The sequence below is a fragment of the Saccharopolyspora gloriosae genome, assembly GCF_014203325.1.
Taxonomy (GTDB): Bacteria; Actinomycetota; Actinomycetes; order Mycobacteriales; family Pseudonocardiaceae; genus Saccharopolyspora_C; species Saccharopolyspora_C gloriosae.
This window is the reverse complement of the sequence record NZ_JACHIV010000001.1, coordinates 6617202-6636224: the sequence shown is the minus strand read 5'-3', so window position 1 is coordinate 6636224 and position 19023 is coordinate 6617202. Positions and strand designations below refer to the sequence as shown.

The 19023-nt window shown below is 69.7% G+C and carries 22 protein-coding genes, 1 tRNA gene and 1 pseudogene; 6 read left to right on the top strand and 18 right to left on the bottom strand.

Features of this window, described 5'->3' with window-relative positions:
• Positions 1 to 65: 65 nt before the first annotated feature.
• The 4 genes from BJ969_RS28855 to BJ969_RS28840 form a co-directional block, all read right to left on the bottom strand.
• The gene (locus BJ969_RS28855; protein WP_184484249.1) at positions 66 to 671 is read right to left on the bottom strand and encodes a TetR/AcrR family transcriptional regulator; all 606 of its coding nucleotides are present in this window, start codon (positions 669 to 671) and stop codon (positions 66 to 68) included.
• Positions 668 to 991, bottom strand: a complete 324-nt coding sequence (locus BJ969_RS28850) for a DMT family transporter (protein WP_343071650.1) — start codon at positions 989 to 991, stop codon at positions 668 to 670. Before BJ969_RS28850 ends, BJ969_RS28855 begins: the two co-directional genes overlap by 4 nt.
• Positions 992 to 1076: 85 nt before the next feature.
• Positions 1077 to 1556 (bottom strand): DUF1707 SHOCT-like domain-containing protein, encoded by a 480-nt coding sequence (locus BJ969_RS28845; RefSeq protein ID WP_184484247.1) that lies wholly within the window; start codon positions 1554 to 1556, stop codon positions 1077 to 1079.
• A gap of 108 nt (positions 1557 to 1664) precedes the next feature.
• Complete coding sequence (locus tag BJ969_RS28840) at positions 1665 to 2342, bottom strand: GAP family protein (RefSeq protein WP_184484245.1); 678 nt, start codon at positions 2340 to 2342, stop codon at positions 1665 to 1667.
• A 197-nt stretch (positions 2343 to 2539) separates the two neighbouring features.
• On the opposite strand from BJ969_RS28840, the gene BJ969_RS28835 reads away from it, so the two are divergent.
• Entirely contained in the window at positions 2540 to 4891 is a 2352-nt protein-coding gene (locus tag BJ969_RS28835; protein WP_184484244.1) for a (Fe-S)-binding protein, read from the top strand.
• A 71-nt stretch (positions 4892 to 4962) separates the two neighbouring features.
• On the opposite strand, the gene BJ969_RS30945 is transcribed toward BJ969_RS28835, so the two are convergent.
• From BJ969_RS30945 to BJ969_RS28820, 4 genes and pseudogenes are all read right to left on the bottom strand, one after another.
• Positions 4963 to 5199, bottom strand: coding sequence for a VapC50 family PIN domain-containing toxin (locus BJ969_RS30945; RefSeq protein ID WP_343071738.1), 237 nt, complete (start codon positions 5197 to 5199; stop codon positions 4963 to 4965).
• A gap of 67 nt (positions 5200 to 5266) precedes the next feature.
• Positions 5267 to 5485 (bottom strand): annotated as a pseudogene (locus BJ969_RS30940) (PIN domain-containing protein); the annotation flags it as partial.
• A gap of 32 nt (positions 5486 to 5517) precedes the next feature.
• Positions 5518 to 6012 carry a helix-turn-helix domain-containing protein gene (locus BJ969_RS28825; RefSeq protein ID WP_246457124.1) on the bottom strand — a complete coding sequence of 165 codons (495 nt, stop codon included), beginning with the start codon at positions 6010 to 6012 and terminating at the stop codon, positions 5518 to 5520.
• Positions 6013 to 6167: 155 nt separating this feature from the next.
• Entirely contained in the window at positions 6168 to 6407 is a 240-nt protein-coding gene (locus BJ969_RS28820; RefSeq protein WP_184484242.1) for a hypothetical protein, read from the bottom strand.
• Positions 6408 to 6681: 274 nt separating this feature from the next.
• Here BJ969_RS28820 and BJ969_RS28815 point away from each other — a divergent pair, with 274 nt between their 5' ends.
• The gene (locus BJ969_RS28815; RefSeq protein ID WP_184484240.1) at positions 6682 to 7293 is read left to right on the top strand and encodes a Uma2 family endonuclease; all 612 of its coding nucleotides are present in this window, start codon (positions 6682 to 6684) and stop codon (positions 7291 to 7293) included.
• 10 nt (positions 7294 to 7303) lie between these two features.
• Here the strand turns inward: BJ969_RS28815 and BJ969_RS28810 are convergent, their stop codons facing one another.
• Positions 7304 to 7570 carry a DUF397 domain-containing protein gene (locus tag BJ969_RS28810; protein ID WP_184484238.1) on the bottom strand — a complete coding sequence of 89 codons (267 nt, stop codon included), beginning with the start codon at positions 7568 to 7570 and terminating at the stop codon, positions 7304 to 7306.
• A 23-nt stretch (positions 7571 to 7593) separates the two neighbouring features.
• Positions 7594 to 8427, bottom strand: a complete 834-nt coding sequence (locus BJ969_RS28805) for a Scr1 family TA system antitoxin-like transcriptional regulator (protein WP_184484236.1) — start codon at positions 8425 to 8427, stop codon at positions 7594 to 7596.
• A 160-nt stretch (positions 8428 to 8587) separates the two neighbouring features.
• On the opposite strand from BJ969_RS28805, the gene BJ969_RS28800 reads away from it, so the two are divergent.
• Entirely contained in the window at positions 8588 to 8806 is a 219-nt protein-coding gene (locus tag BJ969_RS28800) for a hypothetical protein (RefSeq protein WP_184484234.1), read from the top strand.
• A 185-nt stretch (positions 8807 to 8991) separates the two neighbouring features.
• Here BJ969_RS28800 and BJ969_RS28795 read toward each other — a convergent pair whose 3' ends face one another.
• The 3 genes from BJ969_RS28795 to dcd all read right to left on the bottom strand — a co-directional run bounded on the left by BJ969_RS28795 (position 8992) and on the right by dcd (position 12637).
• Positions 8992 to 10155, bottom strand: coding sequence for an alpha/beta fold hydrolase (locus BJ969_RS28795; RefSeq protein WP_184484232.1), 1164 nt, complete (start codon positions 10153 to 10155; stop codon positions 8992 to 8994).
• A 122-nt stretch (positions 10156 to 10277) separates the two neighbouring features.
• A complete protein-coding gene (locus BJ969_RS28790) occupies positions 10278 to 11684 on the bottom strand; it encodes a sugar porter family MFS transporter (protein ID WP_184484230.1) in 1407 nt (468 codons plus the stop codon).
• Between the two features lie 368 nt (positions 11685 to 12052).
• Positions 12053 to 12637, bottom strand: a complete 585-nt coding sequence (dcd, locus tag BJ969_RS28785; RefSeq protein WP_184484228.1) for a dCTP deaminase — start codon at positions 12635 to 12637, stop codon at positions 12053 to 12055.
• Positions 12638 to 12715: 78 nt separating this feature from the next.
• Between dcd and BJ969_RS28780 the strand changes: the two genes are divergently transcribed.
• Positions 12716 to 12786 (top strand) — tRNA-Gly (locus tag BJ969_RS28780).
• A 110-nt stretch (positions 12787 to 12896) separates the two neighbouring features.
• On the top strand, positions 12897 to 13289 hold the full coding sequence (locus BJ969_RS28775; RefSeq protein ID WP_184484226.1) for a VOC family protein: 393 nt from the start codon (positions 12897 to 12899) through the stop codon (positions 13287 to 13289).
• A 67-nt stretch (positions 13290 to 13356) separates the two neighbouring features.
• Here the strand turns inward: BJ969_RS28775 and BJ969_RS28770 are convergent, their stop codons facing one another.
• The 3 genes from BJ969_RS28770 to BJ969_RS28760 all read right to left on the bottom strand — a co-directional run bounded on the left by BJ969_RS28770 (position 13357) and on the right by BJ969_RS28760 (position 15170).
• Positions 13357 to 13923: a flavoprotein gene (locus BJ969_RS28770; protein ID WP_184484224.1), complete on the bottom strand. Its 567-nt coding sequence runs from the start codon at positions 13921 to 13923 to the stop codon at positions 13357 to 13359.
• Between the two features lie 49 nt (positions 13924 to 13972).
• Positions 13973 to 14398: a GtrA family protein gene (locus BJ969_RS28765; RefSeq protein ID WP_184484222.1), complete on the bottom strand. Its 426-nt coding sequence runs from the start codon at positions 14396 to 14398 to the stop codon at positions 13973 to 13975.
• A gap of 166 nt (positions 14399 to 14564) precedes the next feature.
• Entirely contained in the window at positions 14565 to 15170 is a 606-nt protein-coding gene (locus BJ969_RS28760) for an HdeD family acid-resistance protein (protein WP_246457123.1), read from the bottom strand.
• 197 nt (positions 15171 to 15367) lie between these two features.
• On the opposite strand from BJ969_RS28760, the gene BJ969_RS28755 reads away from it, so the two are divergent.
• Positions 15368 to 16798 (top strand): FAD-binding oxidoreductase, encoded by a 1431-nt coding sequence (locus BJ969_RS28755; RefSeq protein ID WP_184484220.1) that lies wholly within the window; start codon positions 15368 to 15370, stop codon positions 16796 to 16798.
• Positions 16799 to 16805: 7 nt separating this feature from the next.
• Here the strand turns inward: BJ969_RS28755 and BJ969_RS28750 are convergent, their stop codons facing one another.
• A complete protein-coding gene (locus BJ969_RS28750) occupies positions 16806 to 17396 on the bottom strand; it encodes a DJ-1/PfpI family protein (RefSeq protein ID WP_184484218.1) in 591 nt (196 codons plus the stop codon).
• Positions 17397 to 17424: 28 nt separating this feature from the next.
• Positions 17425 to 18756: an amidohydrolase family protein gene (locus tag BJ969_RS28745; protein WP_184484216.1), complete on the bottom strand. Its 1332-nt coding sequence runs from the start codon at positions 18754 to 18756 to the stop codon at positions 17425 to 17427.
• Between the last annotated feature and the right edge of the window lie 267 nt (positions 18757 to 19023).

The window sequence follows — 19023 nt, the reverse complement described above, 5'->3', positions numbered from 1 at the left end:
GGACTGCGCCTCCGCACGGTAGCGGCCGCGATCACCGTCCGGCACCGAGATGGCCGCGATCCTGGTCAGCCCGTGACCTCGCCGACCTCCCGCAGGTACGACAGGGGCTGCAGCAGGAAGTGCAGCGCGGGCTCGAAGTCCGCCGCGACCGGGGGCTCGTCGGCGATGAGGGCCTGCATCAGCAGTCCGTCGATCGCGGCGAACAACGCCTTGACCACGCCCGCGTCGGCGCCGCGCCCCTCGTTGATCTCGCCCGTCGCGACCTCGATCCACCGGCGCGCGGCGGGGCGCAGCGCGGGCCTGCGGGCGGCGAGCAGGTACAGCTCGTACTCCGCGATGGTGCGGCCGCGCCGTTCGTTGATCATGATCGCCAGGTTCTCGGCGATGGTGCGCGCCCACGCCCGCCCGTCCTCCGGGGTGTCCTCGCGCATCCGGGCGACGTCCGCGATGAGCAGCTCCACGCTCTCCAGCAGCGTCGCCACCAGCAGGTCGTCGATCCCGGCGAAGTAGTAGGCGATCGACGCGGGCGGCACCTCGGCCTCCCGGGCTATCGCGCGGTGGCTGACCCCGGCCACCCCGTCGCGCTCCACGACGCGGGCGGTGGCGTCGAGGATGGCGCGGCGGCGCCGCTCACCCTTCGCGAGGCGCCCGTCGGCGGGTTCCGCGGTCAATGCGCACCGCCCATTTCGAGCGTCACGACACCGCCGATGATCAGCGCGAGGCCGCCGAGCTGCACGGCGGTGATGCTCTCGCCGAGGAACGCCGCACCGATGAGCGCGATGAGCGCGACGCCCGCGCCGGACCAGATCGCGTAGACGACGCCGACCGGCAGGCCCATCTTGAGCACGATCCCGAGCGCGGCGAACGCGGCGCCGTAGCCGAGCACGACCAGCACCGACGGCAGCGGCTTGCTGAACCCTTCGGAGAGCTTCAGCGACACGGTGCCCACCACTTCGGAGCAGATGGCCAACACCAGCATCAGGTACGCCACCTGAACCTCCTCGCGAGAAACCTGAACGTGTGTCCTAGTTGTTGTCCCAGGATACGTGAGTTCCACGCGCTTGCGGCAAGACCGTTCAGCGTCCGAGCTCACCCCGTCCGGAGCCCTCCAGGCCGTCGGGGTCCTCGTCCTCATCGGCGTCGTCGGAGTCGCCGAACAGCGCCTGGGAGGCGAGCACCACGCCCCAGATCCCCATCGGGAAGATCGGGAAGAAGAAGATCGGCGCGCCGGTCGCCAACGAGATCACCAGCCAGATCCCGACCAGCAGGAACGAGACCTGGGCCCATTCCCGCCACTGCTTCTCCATCCCGCGCCAGCGGGACCGCTCGGCAGGAGCCCGCTCGGGCTCGACCACCGGAGCGGGCGCGACGGCAGGCAGGTCGGCGGTCAGCGGCACCAGATCGGCCTGCGTGACGGCCCCGTAGGCGTCCCGGACCCGCTCGTCGTACTCGGCGAGCCCGAGCCGGCCTTCGTCGAACGCCGCCCGCAGCAGCTCGGCCACCCGCTCGCGGTCGGCGTCGGAAGCCCGCACCACCGGGCGCTCGGCGTCATCCATCTCTTCCCCCTGTGCTCGATGAGGTCGCGACCGGCCTGCCGCCGACTCCACGAGAGAACTCCGAGAATACGCGGAGAACCCGCCTCCGGAGGGCTCGTCGATCAACCCTCAACCGAGCCCGAACACGCCGAGGTAGTACTTCACCCCGCGGCTCGCGAGCACGAACCCGACGATCCCGAGCAGCCAGAGCCACGTGTCGTCCTTCTTCTCCGCCCGCTTGTCCAGCCACCGCCGCATCCGCGGGCGCAGCGCACCTTCGAACCTCCCGAAACCGACCATGAGCAGCAGCGGCGGCAGCACGAAGATCGCGACGTAGCTCGCCAGCAGCGGCAGCGCGACCAGCGCGTCCGAGGTGAAACCGCGCAGGATGCCCAGCGCCCCGAGGTAGGGCAACGCGGTGCTGAACTCGGCGATCGTGATGGTCACGCCGACCCCGAAGACCACGCCCAGCGGCAGGTGCTCGGGAATCTTCGGCAGCCGCGGTCCGCGCTTGGCCGATTCCGGCGGGAACAGCGCGTAGAGCAGCATCGCCGAACCGCCGAGCGCGGCCAGCGCGTACCCGACTCGTTCGGCGACCGCGGAGTCGGCGATGCGCAGGAATCCGTCCAGCCCGAAGTAGATCAACACCCCGAGCAGGAGGTAAGTGGTGAAAATCGCACCGACGTAGGTCAGCACCCGAGTCCGGAATGGACCGCCCCGCAGCAGCAGGAACAAGGTGACCGCCAACGCGGACGGGTTGAGCGCGTCCAGCAGGGACAACCCGTAGAACCCCAGTAATGACGACATGCCCGCCCCCAGGCTCGGAACCAGAAACCTGGGCGATCGTACAACAGAAAGTGGGGCGAGTGGCCAACTAGTTTTTCCGGTAGCCGTTGCGCAGAATCACCCCCTGTTCCCACCACGGCGTAGCCCCGCTGGTTACCGGCTAGTAATAAGGCGTACGCTCCTCAAACGGACAACCCCCGAACATGGAGGCCGCGAGCATGGGTGCTCTGCAGCTGGTCCTGGGCCTGATCTGCCTGGCCGTCACGGCCGTCGCGGTGGTCATGGTCACCAAGACCGTGCGGCGGATGATCTCGTCCATCCGTCTCGGACAACCCGACCCGACCAGGCGTGGCCCCTTCGGGGCGCGGTTCGGGAACATGCTCAAGGAGGTCCTGGGCCACACCAAGATGCTCAAGTGGGGCCACGTCGGCGTGGCCCACTGGTTCGTCATGGTCGGCTTCGGCGGCCTGAGCCTGAGCGTGCTGGAGGCCTACTTCGAGGTCTTCGTCCCCACCTTCGAAACCCCGGTCCTGAGCTGGTTCGGCCCGTGGAACCTGATCGTCGAACTGCTCGGCATCACCACGGTGCTCGGCGGCTTCTGGCTGATCGCCGTGCGCCAGCTCAACCACCCGCGCCGCGCGGGCCGCGTCTCGCGGTTCCAGGGCTCCAACTTCGGCCAGGCGTACTTCGTCGAGGCCGTCGTGGTCCTCGAAGGCTTCGGCATCATGGGCCTGCGCGCGTTCAAGCAGGCGTCCGACCTGTTCGAGGCGCCGCTGTGGTCCTCCCCGCTGACCTACGCGCTCGGCAGCGTCCTGCCTTCGAGCACCGCCGCGATCTCCCTGTTCGCCGGGTTCAAGATCCTGTCCGCGATGATCTGGGTCATCGTCATCGCCTCGAACATCACGATGGGCGTGGCGTGGCACCGGTTCACCGCGTTCTTCAACATCTACTTCAAGCGCGAGGTCGGCGACGGCCGCGCGCTGGGCGCGCTGCAGCCGATGATGTCCGGCGGCAAGGAGCTCGACTTCGAAGAAGCCGACCCCGACACCGACGTGTTCGGCGTCGGCAAGGTCGAGGACTTCAAGTGGAAGGGCTGGCTGGACTTCACGACCTGCACCGAGTGCGGTCGCTGCCAGTCCCAGTGCCCCGCGTGGAACACCGCGAAGCCGCTGTCGCCGAAGCTGCTGGTCACGTCGCTGCGCGACCACGCCTACGCCAAGGCCCCGTACCTGCTCGCCGGTGGCAGCAAGGACATGGCCGGCGACGAGGTCGGCATCACCGGTGACGGCGCCGAGGAGAAGCTGGCGGGCATCAACGCCCTCGCGCTGGCCGAGGCCGAGCGCCCGCTGGTCGGCGGCCCCGAGGAAATGGGCGTCATCGACCCCGAGGTCCTCTGGGGCTGCACCAACTGCGGCGCCTGCGTCGAGCAGTGCCCGGTGGACATCGAGCACGTCGACCACATCGTCGACATGCGCCGCTACCAGGTGCTGATCGAGTCGAACTTCCCCACCGAGCTCGGCGGGATGTTCAAGAACCTGGAGAACAAGGGCAACCCGTGGGGCCAGAACGCCAAGGACCGGCTGGCCTGGACCGAGGAGCTGGACTTCGAGGTCCCCGTCTTCGACGGTGAGCTCGACGAGGACACCGAGTACGTGTTCTGGGTCGGCTGCGCCGGTGCCTTCGAGGACCGCGCGAAGAAGACCACTCGCGCCGTGTCCGAGCTGCTGCACATGGCGGGCGTGAAGTACACGGTGCTCGGCGGCGAGGAGACCTGCACCGGCGACCCGGCGCGCCGCGCGGGCAACGAGTTCCTGTTCCAGATGCTCGCCCAGCAGAACGTCGAGACGCTGAACTCGGTCTTCGAGGGCCGCGAGCCCGGCAAGCGCAAGATCGTCGCGACCTGCGCGCACTGCTTCAACAGCCTCGCCAACGAGTACTCGCAGCTCGGCGGGAACTTCGAGGTCGTGCACCACACGCAGCTGCTGAACAAGCTGGTCCGCGAGAAGCGCCTCACCCCGGTCGCCCCGGTCGCCGAGGACGTGACCTACCACGACCCCTGCTTCCTGGGCAGGCACAACAAGGTCTACACGCCGCCGCGCGACCTGGTCGGCGCCTCCGGTGCGAACTTCCGCGAGATGCCGCGCCACGGCGACCGCTCCATGTGCTGCGGCGCCGGCGGCGCCCGCATGTGGATGGAGGAGAAGACCGGCAAGCGCATCAACGTGGAGCGCGTCGACGAGGCGCTGGGCACCGCGCCCCAGAAGATCGCGACGGGTTGCCCGTTCTGCCGCGTGATGCTCAACGACGGCCTCACCGCCCGCCAGAACGAAGGCGCGGCGTCGGAGGACGTCGAGGTCCTCGACGTGGCGCAGCTGCTGCTGTCGTCGGTGAAGCGCGGCGGCGACGGCGCATCCGCCCCGGTCGCCGAACCCGCCACCGACGGCGAAGCCGCGACCGACGGCAAGCCCGAGACCGGCGGCGAGGCCGAGGCGAACGGCAAGGCCGACGTCGGCACCGACGCCGAACCGACCGGCACCCCGCTCCCGGACCAGGACAAGCCCGAGAGCTGACGCACTCACGCGAAGAAGGGGCAGGCCCGCGACGGGCCTGCCCCTTCTTCTTGTTCAACCACCGATCGACTTCACATCGCCTGCAACGCGGCCACGGACTCGACCAGTCCGTCGCCGCCCAACCTCCCGAGCACATCGCCCACGGTCCGAGGTGGATTGGTGCACGAGTCGGCCATCCGTTGGAGCGCCGCGTAGACCGCAGCGTGGTCGAGGTGCACCTGGTCGAGCACGAACGCGTCGGGGTGCTTCGCCTCGATGTTCCAGTTCGCCAGTGCGCTGCGGGGGAAGTCCTTCAAGTTCCGGGTCACGATCACCTGCGCGCGCTTTGATCGCCGCGGCCAGTACGTGCCGGTCGTCGGGGTCGGGCAGGGAAACCGCTTCGATCAACGGCTCGTGACCTGTGACCAGGCAGTCCCGGACGGCTCGGAGCATCAGCTCGCGCGTGCGCTCGAGCTTGCGCGAATCGAGTTCCGGACGATTGCGCCGCAGGTTGCGGAACGTCTCGTCCAAGATCTGATCGGTCCACTTGGCCTGCACCAATCCTGCCTGAGCCAGCCTGATCAGCAGGTCGCGCAGTGCGCTCGGGTACAGCACGTTGGCGTCGTAGACGACGATGAACGCCACTGTCAGTCGAGTCCCATCTCCTGGGTGAGCTCGGTCAGCTCGTCGGCGGCCGAACGCCGGTTCTGATCATCCCGGCGCAAGTAGGCCAACACCGATTCGGCGCGGACCCGGCGATGCGTCCCGACCTTCCGGTGTTCGATCTCCCCCGCCTCCAGCAGTCCGACGAGGAAGGGACGCGAGACGTTGAGCATGTCCGCCGCCTGCTGCGTCGTGAGCTCGGCGTGGGAAGGCACGACGGAGACGCCGGTCCCGGCGGCCATGTGGGCCAGCACGCGAGCGAGGAGCTCGACCGCGCCGCGGGGCACGATCAGCGCCTCGCCACCGTCGTCGTCCACGACGAGCGGGATTCGACGCTGGTCGCGATGTCTACCGAGGTAGCCCTTGATCCGTTGCAGCGCTTCGTCCGCGGCCGCCGCGTCGGCGCCGTCGGGCTGGATCGGGTCTAGCGCGAGCGGAGCCATGTCGATTTCCTCCTGGACGACGACCTGGTCGGACATTCGAAGTATCCGCAACAATCGAAATAATCGCAACAAGCTCGCCAGAACGCGAAGAAGGGGCAGGCCCGCGATGGGCCTGCCCCTTCTTCTTGTTCAACCACCGAGCCCCGGTGAGGTGGCGGGGCTCGGCGGTCGGTCCCGCGCGGTGACCTGGGTCAGCCGGCGATCTTCCCGGCGACGAAGTCGCTCACCGGCATGCCCTTGTGGTGACCGGCCTTGCTGTTGCCGTTGCCCACACCGTTGCCGTTGACGCCGCTCTGGTGCACGCCGACGTTGGTGCCGTCCTGGTTGTTCGTGACGTACCCGTCGGCGAGCGCCGCGGGGGCGGCGAGGGCGCTCAGGCCGAGCATGATCCCGGCGGTGGCTGCGGTCTTCGCGAACTTCGAGAGCTGCATGAGTACCTCTCCGTCGTCCAGTCGGTTCGGCGTCGCGCTGTGTCGATCGCCGGGATCAGTCCTACGGGGTGAAGGTCGACTCAGCGCGCTCCAGCGGCCACTGCCACCCGACCCGGTGGCCCAAATCGCGAGAACGGGGTCACTTCTGCGGCGCCGAGCACGAGCCGTAACCAGCACAGACCACGCGTTCGGGTGCTTGATTCGAAAACACTTGCGAACGAGGTGCCCGGGTCGGCAGCGTGGAGGCATGACCCGCTCCGGAAGCAAAGGAACGATGACCACGGATGCCGCGCTGCCTCGTGAACGGGCGGAATTCGACCCGCTGATCGACCTGTACGGCGTGTGGACCCCGGAGCTCGCCGACCGGTACCTGCCGATCCACGGGATGCCGCCGGTCAAGTACGAGTGCCTGAACGGCAAGCTGCTCGTGAGTCCGCACTTGGGCGCCGCGAACTCCCACCCGGCCTGCACGATCGTCGCACGTCTGCGCCCACCTGCTCGTGACCGAGGCGGAGGCGCTTACACCACGCTGAACATCCGGCTCGCACCCGACAGCTGGATGCAGCCGGACTTCGCGGTGCTCCGCGAACCGGCGGGAGATCAAGTCTGGATTCCCGCGCATCAGGTGCTGTTGGCCGGCGAGTGCGGACCGCCCTCGACCCGCCGGGCCGACCGGATCGACAAGCCCGCGCGCTGCGCGGAAGCGGGCGTCGAGTTCTTCATGCGCGCCGAAATCTCCTACGCGCAACCGCATGCCCAGGTCTCGCTGCTTCGCCTGAAGGACACGGGGTACGAGGTCCACGTCGAAGCGTCGGCCGGGGCGCGGTTCGAAACCGAGATCCCGTTCCCGATCTCCTTCGACCCCGCCGAACTGCTGGAGGAGTGATGCCGTGAGGTCAGCGCGGTAAGCGCTGGAGGAACGCGCGCCACGTTCCGGGGGTGAAGGCGAGCGCGGGGCCGTCCGGTTCCTTCGAGTCCCGCACCGCAACCGCAGGCCCGGCGAACGCGACTTCGACGCAGTTGTTTCCAGACCCGCCGCCGCTGCGGCTGCTCTTTCGCCAAGTTGCCAGGCCGCAGGCTACCTCGATGCAATTGCCGTTGTTCCCGCCGCCACTACGGCTAGCCTTCTTCCAGGTCACGGCCGATAGATCAACCGAGTACATTGCTCCTCGCTCAGGTTCAGCAATCACAGCTCACGGGCAATCCGTCCAATCAACTCGACCGTGGCGCCAGCTGTCAACGCGTCGGCTCTCAGCTGCTCGAACACCAGCCTGGCTCGGCGCACTTCACTGTTCTTCTCAACGTGAATCGAGCCCGCAGGATGGGCGATGTACAGCATCTCGTCGTCGGCCGGGTCAGGGAATTCCAACAACGTGAACGCACCGTCGAGCCCGATGTGCGGTCCGGCAGAGGCAGCGAGCACGCGAAGATCGATCGTGTCCAAGCTGATCACCTCAAGCACGTGCGTCAGCTGTGAGCGCATCACATTCGGCTCGACCATGGGTCTGCGGAGTGCCACCTCATCAACTACGGCGGTCAACCGGAGCGGCTGCTCAGAGTCGAAGAGCTGCTGCTGCCGAATCGACCGGACCACTACCTGGTCATCGAGCTCGCGCTGAGACCGACGTAGCCGGTCGGCCGCGAAGATCGCTCGCATGTAGTCCTCGGTTTGGAGCAGGCCCGGGATGTACATCAGGGAGAGTTCGCGGACCCAGGAGGCTTCGGTCTCCAAGTCGACATAGCCACGATCCTCCACTCCGTACGCCCGCCACCAGCCTCTCTGCTTTGCTGCGCGGGCGAGGTCGAGGACGTCGGGGTCGTAGCTGTCGTAGAGGTCCATCATCGAGCGGACCTCGTGCACGGTGGCCGCGGTTTCGCCGGTTTCCTTGCGGCTCAACGCGCTCTTCGACATGTCCAGCTCGCTCGCGGCCCGGTCCTGGGTCATCCCGGCCTGTTCGCGCAGCCGCTTGATGGTGCGCGCGAGCCGGCGCCTGCGGAACGTGGGACTGGTGCGGGCCACCGGACCTCCCGGACTGGCTTCGATGCCGCCACCATGATCGCAGCGGGAATCCGGTAGCGGGAATCCCGATTCCGGTGATCCCCACCTGCGCAGCGGAGCCACGTGAGTCCCGTGTGGACAGTGAACTTCGAGCTGTCCGCAGATCGGGAGGAACACCAGCATGGAACGCGCGAAGTTGTTCGGCCTGGCCGAAATCGACCCCGACACCGACGAGCCCGACCCCGAGCAGATCCGCCTCTGGGGCATGGAACTGCCGGAGGGCCACGCGGTCGTCTACTGGCGAGCCAGCGGCAGGAGCCAGGTCGCCACCTTCGCCTCCGCGAGCCGAGCCGCCCAGCGCTTCGGCCCCCTCTACGACCTCGCCCTCGTCTACCCCTGAGTCCACCCCGCGTTGGCGGGTGAACGGACCGTTCGCCCAATCTCATTGGACGAACGGGCCGTTCACTCGACCCGACCGGCACCGTTGCGGCGGCGGACCGTGGAGAGCGGTTCGGGTGAACGGACCGTTCGCCCAATCACGTTGGACGAACGGGCCGTTCACTCGAAAACCGGAACCCCGTGCGGTCAGCGGGGCAGGGAGGCGAAGAACTCGCGGACGTCGGCCGTGAACAGGTCCGGGACTTCGGCGGCGGGGAAGGTGCCGCCGCGGTCGTGCTCGGTCCAGCGGACGATGTTGTTGAGGCGTTCCGCGAACGGGCGCACGGGGGCGAGCACGTCCTTCGGGAACACCGCGACGCCGTGCGGGACCCGGCCGATTTCCAGCCCGGCCAGCGCACCTTCGGCTTCGGCGTGCTCGGCGGTGTCGGGAGTCTCCACGAAGGACCGCGCCGAGGAGTGCGCCGTGCCGGTCAGCCAGTACAGCATCACCGTGGTCAGGATCCGGTCGACGCCGAGCGCCTCGTCCGGCGACTCGACGCAGTCCGTCCACTCCCGCAGCGCACCGACGATCCACGCCAGCTGCCCGACCGGGGAGTCCGCCAGCGCGAACGCCAGCGACCGCGGCTTGGTGGACTGGATGAGCTTGTAGCCGTAGAGCTCGTTCATGTAGCGCTCCCACGACGCCATCCGCGCGTGGTCCACCTCCGTGAGCTCCTCCATTTCGCCGGGAGCGCCGGTGGGGAACGTGATCAGCCCGTTGGTGTGCACGCCCACGACTCGTTCCGGGGCGCGGAGCGCGACTTCGCGGGAGATCCAGGTGCCCCAGTCGCCGCCCTGCACGCCGTAGCGCTCGTAGCCGAGGCGGCTCATCAGCTCGATCCACGCGCGCGCGATCCGCTCGGAGCCCCAGCCGGATTCCGCCGTGGGGCCGGAGAATCCGTAGCCCGGCGGCGACGGGATGACCAGGTGGAACGCCTGAGCGCCTGCGGCTCCGTGCCCACGCGGGTCGGTCAGCGGGCCGATCACGTCGAGGTATTCGGCGATCGAACTCGGCCAGCCGTGCGTGAGCAGCAGCGGCAGCGCGTCCGGTTCGGGCGAGCGGACGTGCAGGAGGTGCACCCGCTGGCCGTCGATCTCGCTGGTGAACTGCGGATGCTCGTTGAGCCGCGCCTCCTGCTCCCGCCAGTCGTAGCGGTGCCGCCAGTGCTCGACCAGGCCGTGCAGGTACTCGACGGGCGGTCCGTGCTCCCAGCCGCTGTCCGCGACCTCGTCCGGCCAGCGCGTGCGCGCCAGCCGTTGCGCCAGGTCGTCCAACTGCTGCTGGGGGACCTCGATCCGGAACGACTCCACCGCGCACCTCTCCCGCACCCAGTTACGTACTTTGTACGGTACACACTACGCGGACGGGCGGGTGCGGACGTGCGAAGGCGCCCCGGGCGAACAGCCCGGGGCGCCTTCGAGGGGAGGAGCGGTCAGCTGCCCATTTCCTCCAGGGAACGACCGTTGGTCTCCTTGAGGTAGCGCAGCACGAACACCAGCGAGATCACCGCGAACAGCGCGTACATGAAGTACGTCGCGGGCAGGTTCCAGTCCCGCATGCTCGGGAAGCTCACCGTGACCAGCCAGTTCGCCACCCAGTTCGTCATGGTGCCCACGGCCAGCGCGGCGGCGCGGATGCGCGGCGGGAACATCTCGCCGAGCAGCACCCACATCACCACGCCCCAGGACGAGGCGAAGAACAGCACGAACGCGCTCGCGGAGATCAGCGCGACGACGCCCCAGCCCGGGGGCAGCACCGCGTCCTCACCGACGACCTGCGCGAAGCTGAACGCCCAGCCGGTGACCGCGAGCGACACCGCCATGCCGATGGAACCGATGACCAGCAGCGGCTTGCGGCCGATCTTGTCGACCAGCGCGATCGCGATGAACGTACCGACGATGTTCACGATCGAGGTGAACAGGCTCAGCAGCAGGGAGTCGCTCTCCTGGATGCCGACGGACTGCCACAGCGACGACGAGTAGTAGAAGATCACGTTGATGCCGACGAACTGCTGCAGCGCGGCGATCGCCATGCCGACCCACACGATCGGCAGCACGCCGAACTTGCCCCGCAGGTCGGAGAGCTTCGGCTTGCGCTCGCCGAGCGCCGCGCGGATCTCGTCGATCTTCGAGTCGGGGTCGCCGGCCTCGATCTTCGCGAGCACCGAGCGGGCCTTGTCGACCTGGCCGGCGGCCACGAGGTAGCGCGGGGACTCCGGGATCAGCGACGACACGACCAGGTAGACCACGGCGGGCACCGCGGCCACGCCGAGCATCCACTGCCAGGCCTGCAGCGGCCCGAGCAGGTTCGAGGCGCTACCGCCCGCGGCGGCGGCCAGGCCGTAGTTGACCAGCTGGGACAACGCGATGCCCAGCACGATCGCGAGCTGCTGCAGCGAAGTCAGCCTGCCTCGATAGGCCGCGGGCGCGACCTCGGCGATGTAGGCGGGGGCGATCACCGAGGCGATGCCGATGGCGATGCCACCGACGATCCGCCAGATCGCCAGGTCCCAGATCGCGAACGGGACGGCGGAGGCGATGGCGCTGATGACGAACAGCACCGCCGCGATCTGCATGACCTTGATCCGGCCGATCCGGTCGGCCAGCCCACCGGCGATGGCCGCGCCGACCGCGGACCCCAGCAGGGCCGACGAGACGACGAGCCCGGTCAGGGCCGACCCGACGTTGAAGTGGGCCTGAATGGCATCGACACCGCCGTTGATCACGGACGTGTCGTAGCCGAAGAGGAAGCCGCCGAGCGCCGCCGCGCTCGCGATCATCACAACGTGCCCCAAGTGCCCGGTCGTGGCACCGTCGGCGCGCGACTGCGTAGTCGACATCGAGTTCTCCTGTGCCCGCTCGCCGGTGAGCCACCTTGCACACCTGGGGAGAGCGCCGGGCTCTGGGGACTTTAGGGTCTGAACCACCACTTTTCTTCCACGATTCAGGGTGAGCATGCTCACCGTGGCGACTGAATCGTTCACGTGGTAATTAGGTGCGTGCGCAACGTGTGCACCCAACGGGCTCACCAGCGCCGATATTCAGACCTGAGACCGATCGGGCGAGGGATCTTCAGCCGAACGGCGCAGCGGCTCCTGCACCGGACGGGCATGCGCGAACGGCCGACCCGATCGATCCGACCGGACGAGCGGGCCGACCACCCCGAACGCCCTCGCGCGGGCGTTGCCGAAATGAGAGCCCGCCGAGATCAGTCGCGTCGGGTCTCGACGCGCTGGAAGTTGAGGTGGGCGCGCGACGGCGTCGGCCCGCGCTGGCCCTGGTACCGGGAACCCGCGTGCGTCGTGCCGTACGGGTGCTCGGCGGGGCTCGACAACCGGAACAGGCAGAGCTGCCCGATCTTCATCCCCGGCCACAGCGTGATCGGCAGATTGGCCACATTGGACAGTTCGAGCGTGATGTGCCCGAAGAAGCCGGGATCGATGAACCCGGCGGTGGAGTGCGTGAGCAGCCCGAGCCGCCCCAGCGAGGACTTGCCCTCCAGCCGCCCGGCCAGATCGTCCGGCAACCGCACCGACTCGTAGGTCGACCCGAGGACGAATTCGCCCGGGTGCAGCACGAACGGATCGTCACCGGTCACCTCGACCGGCGAGGTGAGTTCGTCCTGCTGCTGCGAAGGATCGATGTGGGTGTACTTCGAGTTGTCGAAGACCCGGAAGAACCGGTCCAGCCGCACGTCGATGCTGGACGGCTGGATCATGGCGACGTCGAACGGATCGAGTTCGAGTCGGCCCTCGTCCAGCTCTTTGCGCAGGTCCCGGTCACTCAGCAGCACGCGCACAGCGTATCCGCCGCACCCTCAGCGATCTTCGTCGCCCGCCGTGTTAGAGTTGGCGGCGCCGGAAACGGCACTGCGGATGTAGTTCAATGGTAGAACATCAGCTTCCCAAGCTGAATACGCGGGTTCGATTCCCGTCATCCGCTCAACACACGAAGGCCCAGGTCAGAGCGTTGATCCGCTCCACCTGGGCCTTCGTCGTTCCACGGTGAAATTGCGGCGTCCGCGGTTCGGCGAGGAGCCCTACGATCACGAGGTGCGAGTAGACCTGGTCACGATCGTCGTGGACGACTACGACCGCGCCATCGAGTTCTTCGTGCGCACCGTGGGTTTCGAGCTGGTCGAGGACTCGCCGTCGCGCACGAACGACGGCAGGCCGAAGCGGCGGGTCGTGGTGCGACCGCCCGGCGGCGGAACCGGAATCCTGCTCGCGCGGGCCGACGGCGCGCGCCAGGACGCCGTGGTCGGCGATCAGGTCGCGGGCCGGGTGGGCTTCTTCTTGCGGGTCGACGACTTCGACGCCACCTACGAACGCCTGGTCGCCGCGGGAGTGGAGTTCGCGAGCGCACCGCGCGCGGAACCGTACGGGCGGGTCGCGGTGTTCTCGGACGTCGCCGGGAACCGGTGGGACCTGCTCGGCCCGGCCTGAGGCCTGCCGCACCGAACGGCACCCTCCAGGAATCGTGGAAACCGTTGCGCGCCAAGGGGACGCGCGTTCACCCGCGGGGGCGGACGTGGGTGTCGAGGTTGGCGAGGATCAGGTTCCAGGGGATCTTCTGCTCCAGGCCGCTGCGCGGTTCGTGCGGTTGCCACAGGTCGTCGCCGGTGAGCAGGTGCACGCCCGCGTCCTGCAAGGTCGAGGTGTGCGACTTCCACGCCGGGTGGCGGTGGTGCGCGGCGTTGACGGTGGGGAAGACGACGACCGGTGCGGTGCCCGCCCCGATCGCTTCGACCACGGTCGTCATCGCCTGGCTGTCGCCCAGGCCGAGCGCCAGCTTGCTGACGGTGTTGGCCGTCGCCGGGCACACCAGGAAGCAGTCGATCGGCGGGTGCGGGCTCGGTTCGGAGGGCATCCGCGGCTCGATCCGGCAGGGCAGTCCGGTGACCTGGGTGATCCGGTCGACCTCGCCCGAGGCCGCCAGCCATGCCCCGGCGGTCGGGGTGAGCGTGACCGCGACCCGCCAGCCGCGAGCCATCGCCGGTTCGATCAACCCGGTGCGGATGTGCTCCACTCCGCCCGCCGCCGATCCGATCAGGGCCAGGGTGCGCGTCGCGTCGATCATTCGACAATCATGACCGAATCGGCGGCCGTTGCGGGCCGGAGCCGAGCGCTCAGCGGCGGAAGATGAGCAGGCGCTGGGTGAGGAAGTTGAACGAGGTGCCGATGCCCTGCGACACCACCCAGGCGATCGTGACCTGCCACGGCGACGTCGGCAGCGAGTGCCGGACCAGCGAATAGATCGTCAGGATGAGCACGAAGGTCGCGGCGTACACGGCGGCCACCGCGACCGCCTCCTTCGCGTCCCGGCGGGAGACGAAGGTCCAGCGGCGGTTGAGCAGGTAGGCGGTGGTGCTGCCGAGCACGAAGCTCAGCGCGCGGGCCGGTTCCTGCCACACCCCGAAGGTGACCATGACCAGCAGGCTTCCGTAGTCCGCGGTGGCGCTGACCACGCCCACGAGGCCGAACCGCAGGAGCTGCCCGAGGAGCCCGTCCGGCCTCGAACGCGTGCGCTGCTCCGCTGTTCCCGCTGGCAACACGCCCCCACCTGACCGGTTCCTCCCTTTCCACGCTACCCGATCGGCCGAGCGCGATCACCGGTCCGACCGCTGCCCGCGGAGGGATCGGGTCCGGGCTCGCGGGCGTCGGCCGAGGCCGGGGAGCTCCGCCGCGCCACCGCGAGCCGCGAACCCGATCGGGCCGGGATCACGCGTGCGCGGCGCCCGCCGGGGGCGGCACGGCGCTCCCGGCGGGTTCCGGGCGCGACGCCACCGCGCGGGCCGCGGTGATCCCGCCGTAGACGATCAGCCAGATGCCGAGCAGGTACGTCAGCGTCACCAGGCCCAAGCCCGGGTACGCCAGCAGCACCACGCCGGCGACGATGCCGAGCAGCCCGGCCGCCATCGCCCACCCCCGCGAGGTCACGTGCGTCCTGGTCACCGCGTGGAAGGTCTCCAGCACCCCGTTCACCGTCCAGAACAACCCCAGCACCAGCGGGAAAGCCACGGCCGACTGCACCGGGTACCGCAGCACGACCACGCCGGCGAGGATTCCCAGCACCGCCAGCATGATCTGCACCGCCGTGCCCTTCTCCTCGGACGCGAGCGCGCTGCCGAACCAGAACACCCCGCCCACGAGCAGCTGCACGCCCAGCAGCACGGCGATCACCAGGATCGTCGCGCCCGGCCAGGTCAGCACCGCGATGCCCGCGATCACCGACAGCACGCCGAACGCCAGCAACCAGCCCCAGGAACGCCCCATCCGACCCAGCGATTCGTGGACCGCGCTGGATTCCTCCGTCGACCACGCCATGACGACTCCCCGAACTCGCCCTGATCCGTCAAGGCAACGGTGCGCCGCGGAGTCGTGCGCCCCCAGGGCACAAGGTCCTCCCGCCGACTAGCACTCGGCGAACGCGGCGTCAACGGACCGGCGGCACTGTGCCGGGCGCGGACGCGGGTGTGCGCTGCCTGCACCCTGCCGGGCACTGCGATGAGGAGGTGGGTGCGATGCCGGTGCTGCTGCGCACCCTCACCAGCGGAGAGACGAGCCTCGAAGACGGCGAGCTCGACGCACTCCGCGCCGGATTCCGGGGACCGCTCATCGGCCCCGGCGACGACCTGTACGAGCAGGCCTGCGTCGTGCAGAACGGGATGTTCCACCGGCGGCCCGCGCTCATCGCCCGGTGTTCCGGCACCGCCGACGTCGTCGACGCCGTGCGGCTCGCCCGGGACCACGACCTGCTGATCGCCGTGCGCGGCGGCGGGCACAGCGTCGCCGGGCACAGCATCCACGACGGCGCGCTGCTGATCGACCTGTCCGCCATGCGCGGCGTCGACGTGGACCCGCAACGCCGGGTCGCGCGCGTGCAAGGCGGCGCCACCTGGGGCGACGTGGACCGCGAGACGCAGCTGTTCGGGTTGGCGGTGCCCGGCGGGATCGTGTCCAGCACCGGAGTCGGCGGCCTCACCCTAGGCGGCGGCATCGGCTGGCTGCACCGCGCGCACGGGCTGGCCTGCGACAACCTCCGGTCCGCTGAGGTCGTCACCGCCGACGGGAAAGTGCGCCGGGCCGGGCCGGAGGACCCGGAGCTGCTGTGGGCGTTGCGCGGCGCGGGCGGGAACTTCGGCGTCGTCACCGCATTCGAGTTCGACGCGCACCCGTTGGGGCCGACCGTGGCCAACGGCACCGCGATATACCCGGCGGCCGACGCCGGGCAAGTGCTGCGCGCCTGGCGGGATTGGGCGAGCGGGCTGCCCGACGAGATCACCACCCGCGCCGTGCTCTGGACGCTGCCGGCGTCCCCCGCACTGCCCGCCGAACTGCACGACCAGGACGTGCTCATCATCGGTGCCGTGCACGCCGGGCACGTCGAGGACGGGATGACCGCGCTCGAACCGATGCGCCGGTTCGGCACTCCGCTCGCGGACCTCAGCGGGCCCGCTCCCTACACCGCGGTGCAGCAGGCCTTCGACCCGTTCTTCCCGAAAGGCGGGCTGCTCAGCTACTGGAAGTCGCTGTACTTCCGCGAACTCGACGACGCCGTGCTCGACCTGCTGGTGCGACGCGGCCGGGAACGGCCGCACCCGGTGACGATGCTGCACGTCCCGCTGCTCGGCGGCGCCGCCGGACGGGTTCCCGCCGCGGACACCGCGTTCGGCGACCGGAACGCGGACTACCTGCTCAGCGTCGACGCCAACTGGACCGACGCCGACGACACCGCGCGCGCCGTGCGCTGGGTGCGGGACGTGTTGGCGGAGGCCGAGTCGATGCCCGGAGCGGCCGGGACGTACCTGAACTTCAGCGGTGAGGCGGTGCTCGACCCCGGCGCTCGGGCGTCGGCCTACGGCGACAACCTGGAGCGCCTCGGGCGCGCGAAGGCGCGGTACGACCCGCACAACCGCTTCCGGCTCAACAACAACATCCCGCCGCAGGGCTGAGGATCGGTCAGATCGGGGGCTGCGGGTCGTACTCGATGCCGCGCCGGACCTCCCGCGCCCGGGACGTTCCCGCGAACCGGGCGACGAGGTGCAGCGCCATGTCGATTCCCGCCGAGACGCCGGCCGAGGTGATCACGTCGCCGTCGTCGACGAAGCGGTCCTCGCCGCGCACCTCGACGGTCGGGTCCAATTCGGCGAGCAGTTCCAGCGAACGCCAGTGCGTGGTGGCGGGCCGCCCGTCGAGCAGGCCGGCGGCGGCGTACACCAGCGATCCGGTGCACACGCTGGTCATCAGCGGCACCGCCGCGCGCTGCTCGCGCACCCAGGCGAGGTGGCGCTCGTCGGTGAGCATCGGCCGGGTGCCCTGGCCGCCGGGGTGCAGCAGCACCTCGAACTCGGGGGCGTCGGCGAAGGAGTGCCCGGCGGAGACGGTGAGGCCCTTGGCGCACTCGACCGGCCCGCCGTCGCGGGACACCGTCGAGACCGCGTAGCCGTCGTCGGGGAAGCCGCGGGTCCAGAAGGACAGCACCTCCCACGGGCCGATCGCGTCGAGCTCCTCGACCCCGGGGAACAGCAGGATGCCGATGTGCCTGGTCATGCGCCCTCGATCCTCGCCGGTGCCGCGATCAGCCGCGGATGTGCTGGGACGCCGTGCGGGCCGCGGCCTGGACGGCGCGGCGGTCCACCCGGGTCGGTTCGCGGTCGTGCAGCACCTCGGTGCCCGCCACCCACACGTCGCGCACGCTGCGCGAACCCGCCGCCCACACCAGGTTCGACAGCAGCTGCTCGTCGGGGGTGTCGAGGCCCGTCGCGAACGCCGGGTTGTCCACGTCCAGGTGCACGATGTCGGCCCACCGGCCCGGTTCCAGCGCGCCGATGTCGTCGCGGCCCAGCGCCGCGGCCCCGCCGCGGGTCGCCGCGAGCAGCGCACTGCGCGCGCTCAGCGCCGTCGCGTCCCCCGTGGACAGACGGGCGAGCATGCCCGCAAGCTGCACCTCTTCCCACAGGTCCAGGTCGTCGTTGCTGGACGGCCCGTCGGTGCCCAGGCCGACGGGGATGCCCGCGGCGAGCATGTCGACGAGCCGCGCGGTGCCGGAGGCGAGCTTCGCGTTGGAACCGGGGCAGTGCGCGATTCCGGTGCCCTTGCGGGCGAACAGCGCGATGTCGGCGTCAGACAGGTGCACGCAGTGCGCGGCGAGCACCCGGCCGTCCAGCATCCCCACCTCGTCGAGCAGCGCCGGGACCGAACCGAACTTCTCCCGCTGCTCCCGGTCCTCGTCGGCGGCCTCGGCCACGTGCACCTGCACCAGCGCGCCGCGCCGCTGCGCGGACTCACCGATGAACCGCAGCGCCTCCGGCGGCAGCGTGTACGCGGAATGCGCGCCGTAGCCCAGTTCCACGCGTTCCGCCGGGCCGAAGCGGGTGCCGTCGGCGTCGATCCACTTGCTGATGTCGTCGACCATGCCCTGCCACGAACCCATGCCCTCCAGGTCCGGAGTGGAGATCACGGCCGGGGCCAGCACCACTCGGGAGCCGACGGCCAGCACCGCCTCGACCACCGACTCGCCGGAGAAGTACATCTCGGCGCTCGTGGTGACCCCGGCGCGCAGCATCTCCACGGCGCCGAGCTCCATGCCCGCGCGGATGTCGCCGGGCCGCAGCCGCGCCTCCGCGGGCCAGATCACTTCGCGCAGCCAGCGCAGCAGCGGCAGGTCACCGCCCATGCCGCGCAGCAGCGTCATCGGGCTGTGGGCGTGCGCGTTGATCAGGCCGGGCAGCAGGATGCCGCCGCAGTCGCGGACCTCGGTCTCCTGCGCGCGCGGCGGCGCGCCCTCGCGGGGCCCGCAGTAGCTCACCCGCCCCTGCTCGTCCACGTCCACCACGGCGTCGCGGATCACCGACCCGGTGGCGTCGCAGGGAACGGCGATGGGGGCGTGCAGGCGCAGAGCGGTCGACATGAACGCATTCTGCCGCAGCCCTCCACACCCCCGGAACCGCGCACAGGCCCACGCCTCGCCCCTGATCTTGCAGCGCCAACCGACCGCCACCACCGACCATCGTCCTGTCAGCGGCGAAGCCGCTGAGCAGTGACCACGCACGCAACCGGCACCGCCGCGGGTTCTCAGTCGTCTTCTCGCGAGGACAGCTTTTTCCCTCGTGGCGGAGCCACTAGGGAAAAAGATCCCGCAGCGAGAAGACGACTGAGGTTCCGCCACCCGTCCCCT